This window comes from Streptococcus sp. K0074 (assembly GCF_048843365.1).
Lineage (GTDB): Bacteria > Bacillota > Bacilli > Lactobacillales > Streptococcaceae > Streptococcus > Streptococcus mitis_BM.
In genome coordinates this window covers 2,036,583-2,054,917 of the sequence record NZ_CP184836.1, presented here as the reverse complement: position 1 = coordinate 2,054,917, position 18,335 = coordinate 2,036,583, and the positions used below count along the sequence as shown (strand labels likewise).

At 42.0% G+C, this 18,335-nt stretch carries 17 protein-coding genes; 12 read left to right on the top strand and 5 right to left on the bottom strand.

The features are described from left to right. Positions 1-112: 112 nt before the first annotated feature. Positions 113-925, bottom strand: coding sequence for a Cof-type HAD-IIB family hydrolase (locus tag ACN076_RS10230; RefSeq protein ID WP_420789934.1), 813 nt, complete (start codon positions 923-925; stop codon positions 113-115). 189 nt (positions 926-1,114) lie between these two features. Between ACN076_RS10230 and ACN076_RS10225 the strand changes: the two genes are divergently transcribed. The 6 genes from ACN076_RS10225 to folB all read left to right on the top strand — a co-directional run bounded on the left by ACN076_RS10225 (position 1,115) and on the right by folB (position 7,243). After that, a complete protein-coding gene (locus ACN076_RS10225; RefSeq protein WP_000359256.1) occupies positions 1,115-2,533 on the top strand; it encodes an NCS2 family permease in 1,419 nt (472 codons plus the stop codon). Positions 2,534-2,637: 104 nt separating this feature from the next. Beyond that, positions 2,638-3,345, top strand: coding sequence for a CPBP family intramembrane glutamic endopeptidase (locus tag ACN076_RS10220; RefSeq protein WP_420789933.1), 708 nt, complete (start codon positions 2,638-2,640; stop codon positions 3,343-3,345). A 93-nt stretch (positions 3,346-3,438) separates the two neighbouring features. Further along, positions 3,439-4,413 carry a dihydropteroate synthase gene (folP, locus tag ACN076_RS10215; RefSeq protein WP_371491864.1) on the top strand — a complete coding sequence of 325 codons (975 nt, stop codon included), beginning with the start codon at positions 3,439-3,441 and terminating at the stop codon, positions 4,411-4,413. A 1-nt stretch (position 4,414) separates the two neighbouring features. After that, the gene (locus tag ACN076_RS10210; protein ID WP_265528891.1) at positions 4,415-5,737 is read left to right on the top strand and encodes a bifunctional folylpolyglutamate synthase/dihydrofolate synthase; all 1,323 of its coding nucleotides are present in this window, start codon (positions 4,415-4,417) and stop codon (positions 5,735-5,737) included. Then, the gene (gene folE, locus ACN076_RS10205) at positions 5,718-6,272 is read left to right on the top strand and encodes a GTP cyclohydrolase I FolE (RefSeq protein ID WP_004247172.1); all 555 of its coding nucleotides are present in this window, start codon (positions 5,718-5,720) and stop codon (positions 6,270-6,272) included. Before ACN076_RS10210 ends, folE begins: the two co-directional genes overlap by 20 nt. 158 nt (positions 6,273-6,430) lie before the next feature. Beyond that, positions 6,431-7,243 (top strand): dihydroneopterin aldolase, encoded by an 813-nt coding sequence (gene folB, locus ACN076_RS10200; protein WP_261052313.1) that lies wholly within the window; start codon positions 6,431-6,433, stop codon positions 7,241-7,243. Between the two features lie 44 nt (positions 7,244-7,287). Here the strand turns inward: folB and ACN076_RS10195 are convergent, their stop codons facing one another. Beyond that, positions 7,288-7,605, bottom strand: coding sequence for a DUF960 domain-containing protein (locus tag ACN076_RS10195; protein ID WP_000886035.1), 318 nt, complete (start codon positions 7,603-7,605; stop codon positions 7,288-7,290). Positions 7,606-7,842: 237 nt separating this feature from the next. On the opposite strand from ACN076_RS10195, the gene ccpA reads away from it, so the two are divergent. Further along, positions 7,843-8,853 (top strand): catabolite control protein A, encoded by a 1,011-nt coding sequence (gene ccpA, locus ACN076_RS10190; RefSeq protein WP_001090627.1) that lies wholly within the window; start codon positions 7,843-7,845, stop codon positions 8,851-8,853. A 203-nt stretch (positions 8,854-9,056) separates the two neighbouring features. On the opposite strand, the gene ACN076_RS10185 is transcribed toward ccpA, so the two are convergent. After that, positions 9,057-10,019 (bottom strand): asparaginase, encoded by a 963-nt coding sequence (locus ACN076_RS10185; protein ID WP_261066322.1) that lies wholly within the window; start codon positions 10,017-10,019, stop codon positions 9,057-9,059. Positions 10,020-10,084: 65 nt separating this feature from the next. Between ACN076_RS10185 and ACN076_RS10180 the strand changes: the two genes are divergently transcribed. Beyond that, on the top strand, positions 10,085-11,473 hold the full coding sequence (locus ACN076_RS10180; protein WP_261066323.1) for a Cof-type HAD-IIB family hydrolase: 1,389 nt from the start codon (positions 10,085-10,087) through the stop codon (positions 11,471-11,473). Positions 11,474-11,507: 34 nt separating this feature from the next. On the opposite strand, the gene ACN076_RS10175 is transcribed toward ACN076_RS10180, so the two are convergent. Beyond that, positions 11,508-11,960: a universal stress protein gene (locus ACN076_RS10175; protein ID WP_000079148.1), complete on the bottom strand. Its 453-nt coding sequence runs from the start codon at positions 11,958-11,960 to the stop codon at positions 11,508-11,510. Between the two features lie 161 nt (positions 11,961-12,121). On the opposite strand from ACN076_RS10175, the gene ACN076_RS10170 reads away from it, so the two are divergent. From ACN076_RS10170 to ACN076_RS10155, 4 genes are all read left to right on the top strand, one after another. Beyond that, positions 12,122-12,415, top strand: a complete 294-nt coding sequence (locus ACN076_RS10170; protein ID WP_261064245.1) for a hypothetical protein — start codon at positions 12,122-12,124, stop codon at positions 12,413-12,415. Positions 12,416-12,571: 156 nt separating this feature from the next. Continuing rightward, entirely contained in the window at positions 12,572-13,786 is a 1,215-nt protein-coding gene (locus ACN076_RS10165) for a pyridoxal phosphate-dependent aminotransferase (RefSeq protein WP_261446568.1), read from the top strand. Positions 13,787-13,930: 144 nt separating this feature from the next. Beyond that, on the top strand, positions 13,931-14,065 hold the full coding sequence (rpmH, locus tag ACN076_RS10160) for a 50S ribosomal protein L34 (protein ID WP_000831905.1): 135 nt from the start codon (positions 13,931-13,933) through the stop codon (positions 14,063-14,065). A 137-nt stretch (positions 14,066-14,202) separates the two neighbouring features. Beyond that, positions 14,203-16,167, top strand: coding sequence for a peptide ABC transporter substrate-binding protein (locus ACN076_RS10155; protein ID WP_420789932.1), 1,965 nt, complete (start codon positions 14,203-14,205; stop codon positions 16,165-16,167). Positions 16,168-16,409: 242 nt separating this feature from the next. Here the strand turns inward: ACN076_RS10155 and ACN076_RS10150 are convergent, their stop codons facing one another. Then, entirely contained in the window at positions 16,410-18,254 is a 1,845-nt protein-coding gene (locus tag ACN076_RS10150) for an APC family permease (RefSeq protein ID WP_420789931.1), read from the bottom strand. Positions 18,255-18,335: the final 81 nt, after the last annotated feature.

The following is an 18,335-nucleotide window of genomic DNA, read 5'->3' as shown; positions in this document are numbered from 1 at the left end:
AAAAGAAAGCCTTTTCCAAGGTTTTGGAGGCAAAAAGTAGAACAATCGATTAACTGGTTGATGAGACTGTGAAAAGAGCACAAAGACCAGCTCGCAAGCTGGTCAGAATGAACTATAAGAATAAGTCTTGCAGGGTTTTGGCAACTCCGTCTTGGTCATTTGTCAAGGAAATTTGCTCATCTGCATAGGGGAGTAGCTCTGGGTTGGCATTTTTCATTGCATAACCTTTCACAGCAAAAGCAAGCATTTCGGTATCATTGTGTTCGTCTCCAAAGGCAATCAAATCCTTTTTATCGCGGTTCATTACCTTGAGCAAGTAGTCCAAAGCAAAGGCCTTGTTGACACCTTTTGGGGTACACTCAAGGATATTGAGCGGCCCTCCCCAGGTATTGATAGACAGTTGATGCTGGTAGAAGGCGTTCATTTCTTTTGCAAGGGCATACTTGTCACTGGCTCTGGTCTGCAACAGGATACAGTTAGGATCCTTAGTTACCAACTCAGGCTGGAATTGATTTTCAGGCTGGAAAGCTTCTACACCAAATAGTTTGGGATTAGCAATTTCTTCATTAGGATTTGTAATGTAGAATTTTTTACGATATTCTCCAGCGATAAAATCGGCTTGAATGTCCTCTGAACGTCGAACCATGTCTAGCAGATATTTTTTGTCTACGGTTAAACACTTTTCAAAGCTCCAAACTTGGTCTGGTAAATGAGTAAGGGAGCCGTTGAAATTAATCATAGGAGTGTCTAAGCCCAGTTCACGGTAAAAATCTTTTGACATACGGTAAGGGCGACCTGTCGTAATAATAACCTGATGGCCTTTTTCAGCAACTTTTTTGATGGTTTTTTTGGTAAAGTCAGAAATTTGACTGTCTGAGTTGAGCAGGGTTCCATCCAGGTCAACTGCAATAATTTTCTTCGTCATAGGGACCTTTCTAGTGTCTTTTCAGATAAGATGTCTACTATTATAACAGAAAGCAGGCAGAAAAGCAGATTCGAAACAAAAAAAGAAATTTCATCAAATTCTTAAATAAATCAAACAAAGATATTGAAAAAGTGAATGATAAATGATATAATTCTATTATTGTTCGTAAAAATTAAAAGGAGATTGATAATGGACAAATTATTTAAACTAAAAGAGAACGGTACAGACGTTCGTACAGAGGTTCTCGCTGGTTTAACAACTTTCTTTGCAATGAGCTATATTCTCTTTGTAAACCCACAAATTCTTTCGCAAACAGGAATGCCTGCTCAGGGTGTATTCCTCGCAACGATTATCGGTGCAGTTGCTGGTACCCTGATGATGGCCTTCTACGCCAACTTGCCATATGCTCAAGCGCCAGGTATGGGACTCAATGCCTTCTTTACCTTTACAGTTGTATTTGGACTCGGTTATTCTTGGCAAGAAGCCCTAGCTATGGTCTTCATCTGTGGAATTATCTCATTGATTATTACCTTGACAAATGTTCGTAAAATGATCATTGAATCGATTCCAAACGCCCTTCGTTCAGCTATTTCAGCTGGTATCGGTGTCTTCCTTGCCTACGTAGGTATTAAGAATGCTGGACTTTTGAAATTTTCTATCGATCCAGGAAATTACACGGTTGCAGGAGAAGGGGCTGATAAGGCTCAAGCAGCGATTACAGCAAATGCTTCAGCAGTTCCAGGCTTGGTCAGCTTTAATAATCCAGCTGTTTTGGTGGCTCTTGCAGGACTTGCTATTACAATCTTCTTTGTCATTAAAGGGATTAAAGGAGGAATTATCCTCTCTATCTTGACAACAACTGTTCTTGCTATCGCAGTTGGTTTGGTAGATTTGTCTAGTATCGATTTTGCTAATAACCATGTTGGTGCAGCCTTTGAAGACTTGAAGACAGTCTTTGGTGCAGCTCTTGGTTCAGAAGGTTTGGGAGCTTTGATTTCAGATACAGCTCGCTTGCCTGAAACTCTGATGGCCATTCTTGCCTTCTCATTGACAGATATTTTTGATACAATTGGTACCTTGATCGGTACAGGTGAAAAAGTTGGTATCGTAGCGACAAATGGTGAAAATCACCAATCAGCTAAGTTGGACAAGGCTCTTTACTCTGACTTGATTGGTACTTCAATTGGTGCCATTGCAGGTACTTCAAACGTAACGACTTATGTTGAGTCTGCTGCTGGTATTGGTGCTGGTGGACGTACTGGTTTGACAGCCTTGGTTGTAGCTATCTGTTTTGCGATCTCAAGCTTCTTTAGTCCACTTCTAGCGATCGTACCAACAGCCGCTACAGCTCCAATCTTGATTATCGTTGGGATTATGATGTTGGCTAGCTTGAAAAATATCCATTGGGACGATATGTCTGAAGCGGTTCCTGCTTTCTTCACATCTATCTTTATGGGATTCAGCTACTCTATCACTCAAGGGATTGCAGTTGGTTTCTTGACTTACACTTTGACTAAGCTTGTTAAAGGTCAAGCTAAAGATGTTCATGTCATGATTTGGATTTTGGATGCCTTGTTTATCCTTAACTACATCAGTATGGCACTATAAATGCTATAATATAAAAAGGGGTTTTCCCCTTTTTATATTATAGTTACTTGAAAATTGCTTCAAACTAGGTAGGTGATTTTGATTGAATGGTAGGAGTATGATTGATGATAAGAAAGAATATTTGGGATGAAGTATTAAACAGGGGGAAGTGGTTAATAATCTTTCTAGTAGGGCTTTTGTTTTCTCAGTTTCCTTTAGCCCTAGCAACTTTTTTAACTAGCAGAAAATTTCCACTGCTTCAAACTGGACTATTAGTAGGGGCCTTATCTCTTGTGGTTTTAACTGTATTTATAATAGGTGCTAGGAAAACACAGTTGGCTAGTTTTGGTTTATCGTTTTTCAAGGCTAAGGATTTGGCTAGATTGGCCTTAAGCTATCTAGTGATTCTTGCCTTTAATATTCTTGGTGTGGTCTTACTGCATTTGATGAATGAAACAACAACCAGCAATCAATCAAATATTAATGATTTGGTCCAGAATAGTTCCTTAATTTCCAGTTTTTTCTTACTGGTTCTAATAGCTCCTATTTGTGAGGAGACTTTATGTCGAGGAGTGATTCCTAAAAAACTCTTTCGTGGTAAAGAAAATGTGGGTTATATAGTCGGTGCTATTATCTTTGCCTTGCTTCATTTACCGACAAATCTACCTTCTCTTCTTATCTATGGAGGAATGTCAACTGTGCTAACTTGGACAGTTTATAAAACCCAACGTTTGGAAATGTCTATCTTACTTCACATGATTGTTAATGGAGTTTTTTTCTGTTTGTTAGCTCTTGTGGTGATCATGAGTCGGACATTAGGGATTTCTGTTTAAGATTATTGACAATTGCTTACTTGTTTCTACTGGGAAAAAGATGAATGCAATCGTGTCCATCTTTTTCTTTTTATGGTAAAATAGAGAAATAATATGGTGAAAAGCCTTGAGGGAGTGACCGATATGTCAAGTAAAGCCAATCGTGCAAAGACAGCTATTTGCGGAATTATCAATGTAACCCCAGACTCCTTTTCGGATGGTGGTCAATTTTTTGCTCTTGAGCAAGCACTCCAGCAGGCTCGGAAGTTGATCGCAGAGGGAGCGAGTATGCTAGATATCGGCGGAGAATCGACTCGGCCGGGAAGTAGCTATGTTGAGATAGAAGAGGAAATCCAGCGTGTTGTTCCAGTGATCAAAGCGATTCGCAAGGAAAGTGATGTCCTCATCTCTATTGATACTTGGAAGAGTCAAGTAGCAGAAGCTGCTTTGGCTGCTGGTGCCAATCTAGTCAATGATATCACTGGTCTAATGGGTGATGAAAAAATGGCTCATGTGGTAGCTGAAGCGAGAGCGCAAGTGGTCATCATGTTTAATCCAGTTATGGCACGACCTCAGCATCCTAGTTCGCTTATCTTCCCTCATTTTGGCTTTGGTCAAACCTTTACAGAAAAAGAGTTAGCTGACTTTGAAACATTGCCAATCGAAGACTTGATGGAGGCTTTCTTTATACGAGCACTATCGAGAGCAGAGGAAGCTGGTATTGCGCCAGAAAATATCCTGTTGGATCCAGGAATTGGCTTTGGTCTGACCAAGAAAGAAAATCTGCTTCTTTTACGGGACCTGGATAAACTACATCAGAAAGGCTATCCAATCTTTCTCGGAGTGTCGCGCAAGAGGTTTGTTATCAATATTCTTGAAGAAAATGATTTTGAAGTCAATCCTGAGACAGAACTTGGTTTCCGCAATCGAGATACGGCTTCGGCTCATGTAACCAGTATCGCTGCGAGACAGGGTGTGGAAGTGGTGCGCGTGCATGATGTGGCTAGTCACAGGATGGCAGTTGAAATTGCTTCGGCTATTCGTCTGGCTGATGAAGCGGAAAATCTAGATTTAAAACAATATAAATAAGATGAAAGAATTTGAAAATAATCAGTGGATTGCTAACTATCGGACGGACCAACCGCATTTTGGCTTGGAACGCATGGTGGAACTGTTAGCTTTGCGTGGCAATCCCCATCTCAAACTCAAGGTTATCCATATCGGAGGAACCAATGGCAAGGGCTCGACCATTGCTTTTTTGAAAAATATGCTAGAAAAGATGGGGCTGAGAGTTGGTGTTTTCAGCTCGCCCTATCTCATTCATTACACAGACCAGATTAGCATCAATGGGGAATCTATCCCAGAAGCGAGGCTAGAATCCCTCATGTCAGACTATCAGACTTTGCTGGAAGGGGAATCGGCTACCAATTTGCAGGGGACAACCGAGTTTGAGATTATCACAGCCATAGCCTATGACTACTTTGCCTCAGAGCAAGTAGATGTGGCTATCATGGAAGTGGGCATGGGTGGACTCTTGGATAGTACCAATGTTTGCCAGCCTATTCTAACAGGCATTACGACCATTGGATTGGACCATGTAGCCCTACTTGGTGACACCTTGGAAGCCATAGCAGAGCAGAAAGCTGGTATTATCAAACAAGGTATTCCCTTGGTGACAGGTCGTATCGCTCCAGAAGCTTTGGCTGTCATTGACGCTATTGCGAAAGATAAAAATGCGCCGAGACTTGCCTACGGGGCAGATTATCATGTCAGTCACCAAGAGAGTGTGGTAACGGGTGAAGTCTTTGACTATACAAGTGCTGTCAGACAAGGTCGCTTCCAGACTGGCCTGCTTGGTTTGCACCAGATAGAGAATGCTGGGATGGCTATAGCTTTACTTGATGCTTTTTGTCAGGAGGATGACCGAGAACTAGCAAGCAATCACTTGCTTGCTCAAGCACTAGAAGAAACAAGATGGCCGGGGCGTCTGGAGGTCGTGTCAAGGAACCCCTTGATGATCTTGGACGGGGCCCACAATCCCCATGCTATCAAGGCTTTATTGGCAACCTTGCAAGAACGCTTTGCGGATTATCGTAAGGAAATCCTCTTTACTTGTATCAAAACCAAGGCCTTGGAGGATATGTTGGACTTGCTGGGGGCCATGCCAGATACCGAGCTTACTCTGACACATTTTGACGATAGTCGGGCGACTGATGAAAGCGTGCTGAAAGAGGCAGCTAAGTCTAGAAATCTCAGCTACCAAGGTTGGCAGGATTTTCTAGAGCAGAAATTGACAGATAAAAAAGAAGAGAAAAAAACAGTTAGGATTGTCACGGGTTCCTTGTATTTCTTGAGCCAAGTGAGGGCCTATCTGATGGAGAGGAAGAATGAAAATGGATACACAAAAGATTGAAACAGCTGTAAAAATGATTATCGAGGCTGTGGGAGAGGACGCTAACCGCGAGGGCTTGCAGGAAACACCTGCTCGTGTGGCCCGTATGTACCAAGAGATTTTTTCAGGGCTTGGTCAAACAGCGGAGGAACATTTGTCAAAATCCTTTGAGATTATTGACGATAATATGGTGGTAGAAAAGGATATTTTTTTCCATACCATGTGTGAACATCACTTCTTGCCATTTTATGGTAGAGCGCATATTGCCTACATTCCAGATGGTCGTGTAGCAGGTTTGTCTAAGCTAGCCCGTACGGTTGAAGTTTATTCGAAAAAACCACAAATTCAAGAACGATTGAATATCGAAGTAGCCGATGCCTTGATGGAGTATCTAGGTGCTAAAGGAGCCTTTGTTGTCATTGAGGCGGAACATATGTGTATGAGCATGCGTGGTGTCAGAAAACCAGGCACTGCAACCTTGACGACAGTAGCTCGTGGTCTATTTGAAACAGATAAGGACCTCCGAGATCAGGCTTATCGTTTAATGGGACTATAATACTCTTCGAAAATCAAATTCAAACCACGTCAGCTTCTATCTGCAACCTCAAAACAGTGTTTTGAGCAGCCTGCGGCTAGCTTCCTAGTTTGCACTTTGATTTTCATTGAGTATAAAAAGAATCCGCTTTGGGCGGATTTTTCTAGAAAGGACTAGTTATGGATCAACTGCAGATTAAGGATTTGGAAATTTTTGCCTATCATGGTATGTTCCCTAGTGAGAAAGAATTGGGGCAGAAGTTTGTTATTTCCGCAATCCTATCCTATGATATGACCAAAGCGGCTACAGACTTGGATTTAACAGCCTCTGTCCATTACGGAGAACTGTGTCAGCAGTGGACGACTTGGTTTCAGGAAACCACTGAGGACTTGATTGAAACGGTAGCTTACAAATTGGTAGAACGTACTTTTGAGACCTATTCTCTTGTCCAAGAAATCAAGCTGGAACTGAAAAAACCTTGGGCGCCAGTGCATTTGCCACTAGATACTTGCTCAGTAACCATCCATCGCCGTAAGCAACGGGCCTTTATCGCCCTAGGAAGCAATATGGGGGATAAGCGAGAAAACTTGAAACAAGCCATTGAGAAAATGCGAAATCGTGGCATCCATATTCTCAAAGAGTCCAGTTTCTTGACGACGGAGCCTTGGGGTGGTGTGGAGCAGGATAGCTTTGCTAATCAAGTGGTTGAGGTTGAAACCTGGTTGCCGGCTCCAGTGATATTAGAGACCTTGTTAGCCATTGAGTCAGAGATGGGACGGGTGAGAGAAGTACATTGGGGGCCTCGTTTGATTGATTTGGACTTGCTCTTTGTGGAGGATCAGATCCTTTATACAGATGATCTTATCTTGCCTCATCCTTACCTAGCGGAACGCCTTTTTGTCCTTGAATCCTTACAGGAAATTGCGCCTCATTTTATCCATCCTACATTAAAGCAACCTGTCCGTAACTTGTATAATGCTTTGAAAAAATAAAAAAACTCTAGTTTTCAGTAGTTTATAACTGAAGGCTAGAGTTTTTAAAATAGGTCATTTTCTTCTGGGAGGAGGATAGTCTCTCTACCGTCCATGTCTAAAACTAGGACTCTGGGGGGATAAAGAGGGTCGAAAGGGTGGTTGAAGTCAAAATCAATGGCTGTAGGGAGGTGTTGACTTGAGAAGTGGAAGGTAATTTTTCCTTGGTTATTAAGCAATTGAAACTCGAGTTCCTCCTCCAATTCAAAGACATTTTTTAAGAAGTGGTCGATGATATACCAAAAAGAGTCAATAACGTCATCAGGCAAGCTGGTAACAATGCCAAAACTAGCTGACCGCATGTGGGTATTGGTAAAAGCCATATTTCTTCCCCCTTTCTTTTCCCTTATCATACAGCAAATAGGATTAAAAATCAAGAAAAGGTGATTTTTTCTTCATAAACATAGCTTTCTATGAAATTTTTTTCAAACAATCTTCAAAAAATACTTGAAAGTGTTTACAAATAGTGATAAAATGGAATAAGTAGAATCATGAAAACGAAATTTTCATACCGTCTCTTTTTTGGAGTCTCGTGAGGTATGATATAGAAAGGAAATGGAATGAATACAGACGATACAGTAACGATTTATGATGTCGCCCGTGAAGCAGGAGTTTCAATGGCGACGGTTAGCCGTGTAGTCAATGGCAATAAGAATGTAAAAGAGAACACCCGTAAAAAAGTGCTTGAGGTGATTGATCGTTTAGATTACCGTCCAAATGCTGTGGCGCGTGGTCTTGCAAGTAAAAAGACAACCACTGTCGGTGTGGTGATCCCAAATATTACCAATGGCTATTTCTCAACGCTTGCTAAAGGGATTGACGATATCGCTGAAATGTACAAGTATAATATTGTCCTTGCTAATAGTGATGAGGATGATGACAAGGAAGTTTCAGTTGTCAATACCCTGTTTTCTAAGCAAGTGGATGGTATCATCTTTATGGGGTACCACTTGACTGAAAAAATTCGTTCAGAGTTTTCTCGTTCTCGGACACCAGTTGTTCTTGCAGGAACTGTGGATGTAGAACATCAGCTTCCAAGTGTCAATATTGACTACAAACAAGCAACGATTGATGCAGTAACCTACCTTGCTAAAGAAAATGAGCGCATCGCTTTTGTTAGCGGTCCACTAGTGGATGACATCAATGGTAAGGTTCGTTTGGTTGGCTACAAGGAAGCCTTGAAAAAAGCAGGTATTTCTTATAGCGAAGGATTGGTATTTGAATCTAAGTACACTTATGAAGACGGTTATGCCTTGGCAGAACGCTTGATTTCATCAAATGCAACTGCAGCAGTTGTAACAGGTGATGAATTGGCAGCAGGTGTCTTGAACGGCCTTGCTGATAAGGGTGTGTCTGTGCCAGAAGAGTTTGAAATCATTACTAGTGATGATTCACAAATCTCACGCTTTACCCGTCCAAACTTGACAACTATTGCCCAACCTCTTTATGACCTTGGTGCTATTAGTATGCGTATGTTGACTAAGATTATGCACAAGGAAGAGTTGGAAGAACGTGAAGTTCTCTTACCTCATGGTTTGACAGAACGTCGCTCAACACGAAAACGTAAATAGAAAAAATCAGGGAATCGTGAAGATTTCCTGATTTGTTTTTAGAGGAGAGAATTATACTCAATGAAAATCAAAGTGCAAATTAGGAAGCTAGCAGCAGATTGCTCAAAGTACAGCTTTAAGGTTGTAGATAGAACTGACGAAGTCAGTAACCATACATACGGTAAGGCGACGTTGACGCGGTTTGAAGAGATTTTCTAAGAGACTTACCCTTCCATATAGTCTTTCAAAGCCTGTCCTGTTAGTCCGGCATTGAGGGCAATGAGGAGTTTCAAGCGGGCTTTTTGGGCGTTGAGTTCTTTAACAAAGAAGACACCAGATTTTTGCAACTGCACGCCTCCACCTTGGTAGGCATAGACAGGCTCAGCGATACCGTTAAAGCATCGCGAAACCAGGGCGACTGGGATTCCTTTTTGCAGAAGGCTTTCTAACTTTTGAGACGTTTCTTTGGGAATATTACCAGCTCCGAAGGCTTGGATAATCAAACCGTCCAATTGTTCCAAATCCAGCATATCAATCAGCTCATCTGTCATACCAGCATAAGCAGAGATGATAGGGACTAATCCTTGTATGTGATCAAGGTCAAAGCGGACACGGGGTTCAGCTGTTTTGAAGTAGAGGATTTCCTGTTTCATGATCAGACCAAGTGGCCCGTGCGTTGGAGTCTGGAAGGTGCTGACGTTGGTCGTATGTGTTTTGGTAACATACTTGGCAGCGTGGATTTCATCGTTCATAACAACCAAAACTCCTTTGTCAGCAGCCCTGTTATCGCTAGCTACCCGCAAAGCACTCAGATAATTATAAACACCGTCACTGCCGAGTTCGTTGGAGCTGCGCATGGCCCCTGTTAGAACGATAGGCATATGGGGAACTTCCATGGTATCAAGGAAATAGGCTGTTTCCTCTAGAGTATCGGTCCCGTGTGTGATTACCACTCCATCGTAGTTAGCCGCTTCTTCTTTGATTTTTTGGTAGAGGGCCAGCATATGCTTGGGTTTAATATGGGGGCTTGGCAGGTTAAAAAAGTCCAAGGTGTGGACTTGGATTCCTTCAAGTGGGTTGGACACATGGTTCATGGGATTATCTGAACTAGTCACAACAGCGCCAGAAGCATCGGCCTGCATGGAAATAGTTCCACCTGTATGTAAAACAAGGATTTTCTTAGGCATGATTTACTCACTCTTTCTGAAATGTGGTATAATCATTGTATCACAAAAGGGGAGATTGGGATAGGATGGAAGTCAAAGCTGTTTTTTTTGATATCGATGGAACCTTGGTCAACGATCGCAAGAGTGTTTTGAAATCCACTAAGGACGCGATTAAGATTGTCAAAGAACAAGGAGTACTTGTCGGCGTAGCGACAGGTCGAGGACCTTTTTTTGTTAAGGAATTGATGGACGATTTGGATCTGGATTTTGCGGTAACCTACAATGGCCAGTATATCTTTACTAAAGAAAGAGTCTTGTTTACGAGCCCGATTTCCAAGTTACATTTGCGTCAGCTAATTTCTTATGCTAAAAAAGAGGGCAAGGAGATTGCCCTAGGGACCAAGGATGCCATGCTAGGTTCTAAAATCATGTCCTTTGGTTTGGGTTCTTTTTCCCAACGAATCAGTCGCTTCGTTCCCTCAGTTTTAACTCGGACAGTGAGTCATTCCTTTAATCGTATGGTCAGCAAGGTTGTTCCCCAAAAGGAAGAAGACCTGCTTCATCTGATGAATCAGCCTATCTACCAAGTTTTGATGCTGATGACACCAGAAGAATCTGAGAAGGCGGCAGCAGATTTTCAAGATTTGAAATTGACACGTAGCAATCCTTTTGCAGCGGATGTCATCAATCAAGGAAATTCTAAATTGGAAGGCATACGCCGAGTTGGGAAAGAATATGGTTTCGATCTCAACCAAGTCATGGCCTTTGGTGACTCAGATAACGACCTAGAAATGCTGGCAGGTGTTGGTATGTCGGTCGCTATGGGAAATGGTAGTAGCAGTGTTAAGGAAGTTGCTAAGCATATTACCACCAGCAATCAGCAAGACGGAATCCATAAGGCCCTAGAACATTTTGGTGTTTTAGCTTCAGAAACAGTCTTTGTCAGCCGTGACTATCATTTCAATAAGGTCAAGACCTTCCACCACATGATGGATGAACGAACCCAAGAAGAACCTCGAGCTTGGGATTTAGAAGGTGCAACCCATAGGGCTGGCTTTAAAATAGAAGAATTGGTGGAGTTTGTTCGAGCTGCCAGCCCTTCTGAAGAGGACTTTGGTCAAGCTCTATCGCAACTTCATCAGGCCCTTGATAAGGCAGCAGATAAGGTAGCACAGAAGACGCCTGCTCAGCAAGATTTGGTAGGGCAAGTGGATGCCTTGATTGACACACTTTACTTTACCTACGGTAGTTTTGTCTTGATGGGAGTGGACCCAGAACGTATTTTTGACATTGTCCATCAGGCTAATATGGGGAAAATTTTCCCTGACGGCAAGGCTCATTTTGATCCAGTGACCCATAAAATCTTAAAACCAGATGATTGGGAAGAAAAATATGCTCCAGAACCTGCTATTAAAAAGGAACTGAAGCGCCAGCTCAAGGCTTACGAACGCCATAAAGAGAGAAATAAATCGTAAACAAGAAGGAGCTAGGGGCTCCTTTTCTTTATAATTATAAGGTTTTTTCTTGTTCTCTCACCACCAGCAAATCAACCTTAGCATGGCGGAGAATGTATTCAGATGAAGAGCCAACCAAGAGGCGTTCAAAGGCGTTGAGACCAGTTGCGCCAACGAGGATGAGGTCCACTTCCTCAGCATCGGGAATAGTACGTGCCAAGAGGGTTTTTGGATTTCCCATTTCAATGACGATATGAACATCTGCCACACCAGCATCTTTAGCACGTTTTTCGTACTCTTTCATCAGACTTTCAGCGTCGACTTGGAGTTCTTCGTAAACTTCAGCATCAAAGGTGGATACACTTTGGAGTGCGCGTGTGTCAATGACATGTGCGATGGTGAGTTTAGCGTCGTTTCGTAGAGCAGAATGAACTCCCTTGACAAAAGCCAAGTCTGCTTCTTTAGAACCATCGATTGCGACCATGATATTTTGGTAACGTTGTGCCATAATGAAACCTCCTGAAATTTTCTTACTATAATTGTAAACCTTTTCACTATAGAAGTAAAGCAAAAAAAGTATTTTTTAAAAGAATGTTAGCGATTAAAATCTATATAAATATATGATAAAATAAAAGAAAGGATAGCAGGAAAGAAGTGAAGGGAGGGATAATGATGAAAAGCTCTTTTCAAAAATCAAATTTCCTTTATTATGGAATTATCCTAGTTTCAGTCTTGCTAGAAGTTATCATGATCTGGCAATTAGAGAAGCTAATTCCACTTCTCTATCCAGGTTTTATCGGATTTTTAGTCTTTCACCTACTCTACCATCTAATCTTATTCCTAGTTGCAAAACGAAGTGGGCGTTGGGACTACTTGATGATATGGGGACTTTTCCTCATGTTCAATCTTCTCTATGACTCCTTTTTAGGCTTGCTTTTTCTAGGTTTATCTTTTGGTATGTGATCTTTCTTTGGCAAAATACCTGCTATCTCCCCTGTCTTGGCCTCGCTTTTAGCGAGTTTTTTCTTCTATACGAACTTAGTAACCCATTTCAGTAAACTTGTCGCATTCTCTTTCTAGTGGTATAATGTTACTATCCTGATGAATTGAGGAAACAAGATGAAAGAATATAACAAGTCTAGTAAGTTAGAGCATGTTGCTTATGATATCCGTGGTCCTGTTTTGGAAGAAGCCATGCGGATGCGAGCAAACGGCGAAAAGATTTTACGTCTGAATACAGGAAATCCAGCAGAATTTGGCTTTACAGCGCCAGACGAGGTCATTCATGACTTGATTATGAATGCGCGTGATAGTGAAGGTTACTCTGACTCCAAAGGGATTTTCTCAGCCCGTAAGGCCATCATGCAGTATTGCCAATTGAAGAAATTTCCAAACGTAGATATTGATGATATTTACCTTGGAAATGGTGTCAGTGAGCTGATTGTCATGTCCATGCAGGGACTTTTGGACAATGGGGATGAGGTCTTGGTGCCTATGCCAGACTATCCTCTATGGACAGCTGCTGTCAGCCTAGCTGGAGGAAATGCCGTTCACTATATCTGTGATGAAGCTGCAGAATGGTACCCAGATATTGACGATATCAAGTCAAAAATCACTTCCAATACCAAGGCAATCGTCCTTATCAATCCAAATAACCCAACTGGAGCCCTTTATCCGAAGGAACTCTTGCTGGAGATTATTGAGATTGCCCGTCAAAATGATTTGATTATCTTTGCGGATGAAATTTACGACCGCATGGTAATGGATGGACATGAGCATACGCCTGTGGCGAGCTTGGCACCAGATGTCTTCTGTGTCAGCATGAATGGTCTATCAAAATCCCATCGTATTGCTGGTTTCCGTGTGGGTTGGATGGTCTTGTCTGGACCTAAGACACATGTTAAGGGCTATATCGAAGGGCTCAATATGCTATCCAATATGCGCCTTTGCTCTAACGTTTTGGCCCAACAAGTCGTACAAACTTCCTTGGGTGGTCACCAATCAGTTGATGAATTGCTCCTTCCTGGTGGACGAATTTACGAGCAAAGAAATTTCATTTACAATGCTATTCAAGATATTCCAGGTTTGTCTGCGGTTAAACCTAAGGCTGGACTCTATATCTTCCCGAAAATCGATCGCAATATGTACCGTATCGATGATGATGAACAGTTTGTCCTTGATTTCTTGAAGCAGGAAAAGGTTCTCTTGGTTCATGGTCGAGGCTTTAACTGGCAGGAACCAGACCACTTCCGTATAGTTTACCTTCCTCGTGTTGATGAACTGGCCCAAATCCAAGAAAAGATGACTCGTTTCTTGAAACAGTATCGTAGATAGGGCTTACATTCGAAAAAGCTGGAAACATTTGCCTAGAGCTATTGACAAAAGTGAAAGAATCAGATAGAATAGTAAAGTATGTTTAGTAACTGATCACTTTATAGCCGGCTAAACGAATACAAAATCTATGAGGAGGTATTCATCGTGAAACGTACTTATCAACCAAGTAAACTTCGTCGTGCGCGCAAACACGGATTCCGTAACCGTATGTCAACTAAAAACGGTCGTCGCGTATTGGCAGCTCGTCGTCGTAAAGGACGCAAAGTTTTGGCTGCATAATCCAAACGAACCATAACAAAAATCAGTAGGAACTCGAGTCTACTGATTTTTATTTTTGTAAAAAAGTTAAAAAGGCTTTATATTTTTGCTCAAATAGTGTATAATATTTCACATATAGTAAAAAATGGAGAATAATCATGAAGAAATCAAAAGTTATGCTTTTTGGAGCTATGGCTTTGACAGCAGGTCTAGCTCTAGCGGCATGTGGGTCTTCCCAATCAAGTAATGCAGACAAGACTTACTCTTATATCTTTGTCAATAACCCAGATACCTTGGATTATATTACCTCTACACGAGATTCTACATCTAGTATCACAACCAACTTGATTGATGGTTTGTTGGAAAATGACCAGTATGGCAATCTCATCCCGTCTATGGCTGAGTCATGGACAGTGTCAAAAGATGGTTTGACCTACACTTATAAAATCCGTCAGGGGGCTAAATGGTACACTTCTGAAGGAGAAGAGTATGCGGACGTAACAGCTCATGACTTTGTGACTGGTCTCAAGTATGCGGCTGATAAAAAGGCTGAAAACTTGTACTTGGTACAAGACTCTATCAAGGGGCTAGCAGATTATGTTGAAGGAAAATCATCTGATTTTGCAACTGTTGGTGTTAAGGCGGTGGACGATTACACGCTACAATACACTCTCAACCAACCTGAGACTTATTGGAACTCTAAAACAACAGCAAGTATTCTTAGTCCGGTAAACGAAGCCTTCTTGAAGTCTAAGGGAGATGACTTTGGAAGTGTGACACCATCAAGTATCTTGTCAAATGGTCCTTACTTGTTTAAGTCCTTCACATCAAAATCTTTGATTGAGTTTGATAAAAACCCTAACTACTGGGATAAGGACAATGTCAAAATCGAGAAAGTGAAACTCTCTTTCTTTGACGGTTCTGACCAAGACAGTATTGCAAGAGGTTTCTTGGATGGTAACTATACAGATGGTCGTATTTTCCCAACAAGTTCAGTATTTGCTGAACTCAAGAAGGGAAATGAGGACAAGATTACCTATACACCGCAGAACTCAGTTACTTTCTATTATCTTTTCAACGTTAATCGTCAAAGTTACAAGCAGACTATGAAACAGTCTGATAAGGAAAAGACAGATTCACGCGCAGCTATGCAAAATAAAGATTTCCGTCAGGCTATCAACTTTGCCTTTGACCGTCATGCTTATGCAGCGCAGACAAATGGTGAAGATGGAGCAGACCGTATCTTGCGTAATACGGTTACACCAAGTAACTTTGTCCAAGTTGGTGATAAGAACTTCGGTGATATTGTCAATGAAAAAATTGTCAACTACGGTAAAGATTGGGCAAATATCGACTTAAACGATGGTAAGCAAGCTTTCTTGAATCCTGATAAGGCTAAGGAGAAGTTTGCTAAGGCTAAAGAAAGTCTTCAAGCTCAGGGAGTAACTTTCCCAATTCATTTGGATATGCCAGTTGACCAGACTGCTAAGTTAGATGTGCAACAGGCCGGTTCTTTCAAGCAAACAGTGGAAGAAACCCTTGGTAAGGAGAATGTGGTCATCGATGTTATCCAACTATCTCCAGATGAAAAAGATCAAGCAACCTACTTTGCAGATACAGCAGAGCAAAAAGACTATGACATCGACATCTCAGGATGGGGTGGAGATTACTCAGATCCTAAAACTTACCTAGCGATCCTTGATCCCGATACAGGTTCTCAGTTGAAAAACATGGGCTTGTCTGAAGGAAAAGACAAGGAAGTTAAGGACAAGATTGGTCTTGCTGACTATAAGAAACTCTTGGATCAGGCAGACGCAGAAATCACAGATACTCAAGCTCGCTATGAAAAATATGCTGAAGCCCAAGCTTGGTTGACAGATAGCGCCTTGTTCCTACCAGTTCAAAGTGGCGGAGCCAACCCAATCTTCCGTAAGACTGTACCGTTTACAGGACCATTCTCATTCGTTGGTCATAAGGGAAATGCGGACAACTACAAATATGTTGAATTGCAAAAAGAGCCAGTAACTGCTAAACAGTACCAAGAACTCTATGAAAAATGGCTAAAAGAAAAAGCTGAGTCAAATAAAAAAGCTCAGGAAGATTTAGCTAACCACATTCAATAATATGCCTAGTCATTCTTTTCAGTTAATACTCAATGAAAATCAAAGAGCAAACTAGAAGCTAGCCACAGGCTGCTCGAAGCACTGCTTTGAGGTTGTAGATGAAACTGACGAAGTCAGTAACCATACCTACGACAAGGCGACGCTGACGTGGTTTGAAGAGATTTTCGAAGAGTATAAGCATAGTGACTGGATTTAGAAAAAGGCCTTACCAGATGCTTCTTGGTTCTGGTAGGGCCTTTTCTTTATTCTTTTAAGTGATAAGAGTAGCTAGCGACAACAACGTCTTGGTGCCAACGAAGGGCGTATTTGAGTTTGAGACTCATCTGATTGTGTAGGATATTCTGCCAAGGTTTATTAGGGATAAACTGGGGGACGAGGACAGTGACTGTATAGTTCTTTTTCTGAGCTTCCTCGGAAATCCGTTTGACATACTTGACAGTAGGGGTGATGATGTCACGATAGCTGGTCTTGATGTTTTTCAGAGTAATGGTTGGGAAGTAATCGGCAAATTCTTGGAGAATTTCTTGGTCTTTTTCTGCTGTTTCCTTGGTAGAAATATGCATGGCTAGGACTTCGTCACCGATACTTTGAGCGTAGTTAATGGCTCCGACGCTGACTCGGGTGACATTTCCTACTAGGACCAGAACCAGATTGCCGTCGTAAGTACGTTTTTCGATTCCTTCATAGAGTCGCAATTGTTGGGCTACTTTTTGGTAATGACTGTGAATTGCCAAGAAGAGTAGGGTGAGTACGAGAATAATCGGGAAGAAAGGCCATATATCACTGAGACGGAAAAAGAGCAAGATTAGTACAATCGCGTAGCAAATGATTGCCCCAAGAATATTAGCAAGAGCAGGTTTTAAGAAGTTGGCTCCTTTTTCCTTTTTCCAATGACGAATCATTCCAGTCTGAGATAGGGCGAAGGGAACGAAGACTCCGATAGTATAAAGAGGAATCAAGCGTTCAGTATTGCCATTAAAAATGAGAAGAAGAATCATAGCCCCAAAAGCCAGAGTTAAAATTCCATTGGAGTAGCCTAGGCGGTCTCCTTTTTCCATAAAGAGATGGGGCATGTATTTGTTTTTAGCCATATTGTAAGCCAGCATAGGGAAGGCTGAGAAGCCAGTATTTGCAGCTACGGCCAAAATCAGGGCTGTGGAGAATTGGAAGATATAATACCCAAGGTGGCCTAAGAAGGAAGTGCCGAGGATACCCTGAGTCATCTGTGAAAGAATAGTTTCTCCGTGTTGCGGCATAATCCCCATCCAGTAGTTTAGGAAGGTAATACCAGCAAAAAGAAATCCTAAAATCAGTGACATAATGGTCAAGGTTTGAGCGGCATTCTTTTCTTTTGGAGCCTTGAAAAAGGGAACGGCATTTGAAATTGCTTCAACCCCTGTCAAAGAGGCAGAGCCGCTGGTAAAGGCTCTTAGAATGAGAACGATAGACAGGCTCGGAGCAGCATGCCCAATAGGTGAAGTTGCCTGATAGCTGAGAGACCCTGTCATTAGTTGAAAGATTCCGTAGAGCAAGAGAAAGACAGTACTGATGATAAAGAGATAGACAGGAATCATCAGTGAACTGGCAGATTCTTTTAAGCCCCGTAAATTCAAGAGCATAAGCAAGCAAACTAGAAAAATGGAAATGTGGAGGTTGTAAGGGTGGAGAGCAGGGAGAGCTGCTGTGATAGCATCGGCTCCAGATGACACCGATACCGCCACAGTCAGCATGTAGTCAACTAGCAGACTACCTCCAGCGATTAAGCCAAGTTCGGGAGATAGATTTTCTCGAGTAACCATATAGGCCCCTCCCCCTTGAGGGTAGGCATGGATGATTTGACGGTAGGAGACGGTCAGGCTAGCTAGGAGCAGGAGGACAAAGAGGCCGATAGGAAGACTCCACCATATCGCAAGAGGAGAGAGACTAGCCAAGACGAGGACTACTTGCTCAGGCCCATAGGCAATGGAAGATAGAGCGTCGCTTGACAACATAGCCAAGGCCTGCATTTTTCCCAGCAGACCTCCCTCGCCTTCTGTTAAGGACTTAAGAGGACGACCGATAAAAGTCTGTTTTAATTTTGTAAACATTGTATTTTCCTTTTCTGAAAATTTCAATAAGTGCTATTATACTGCTTTGAGAAAATAGCGTCAAGAGAGGACGATGGATTT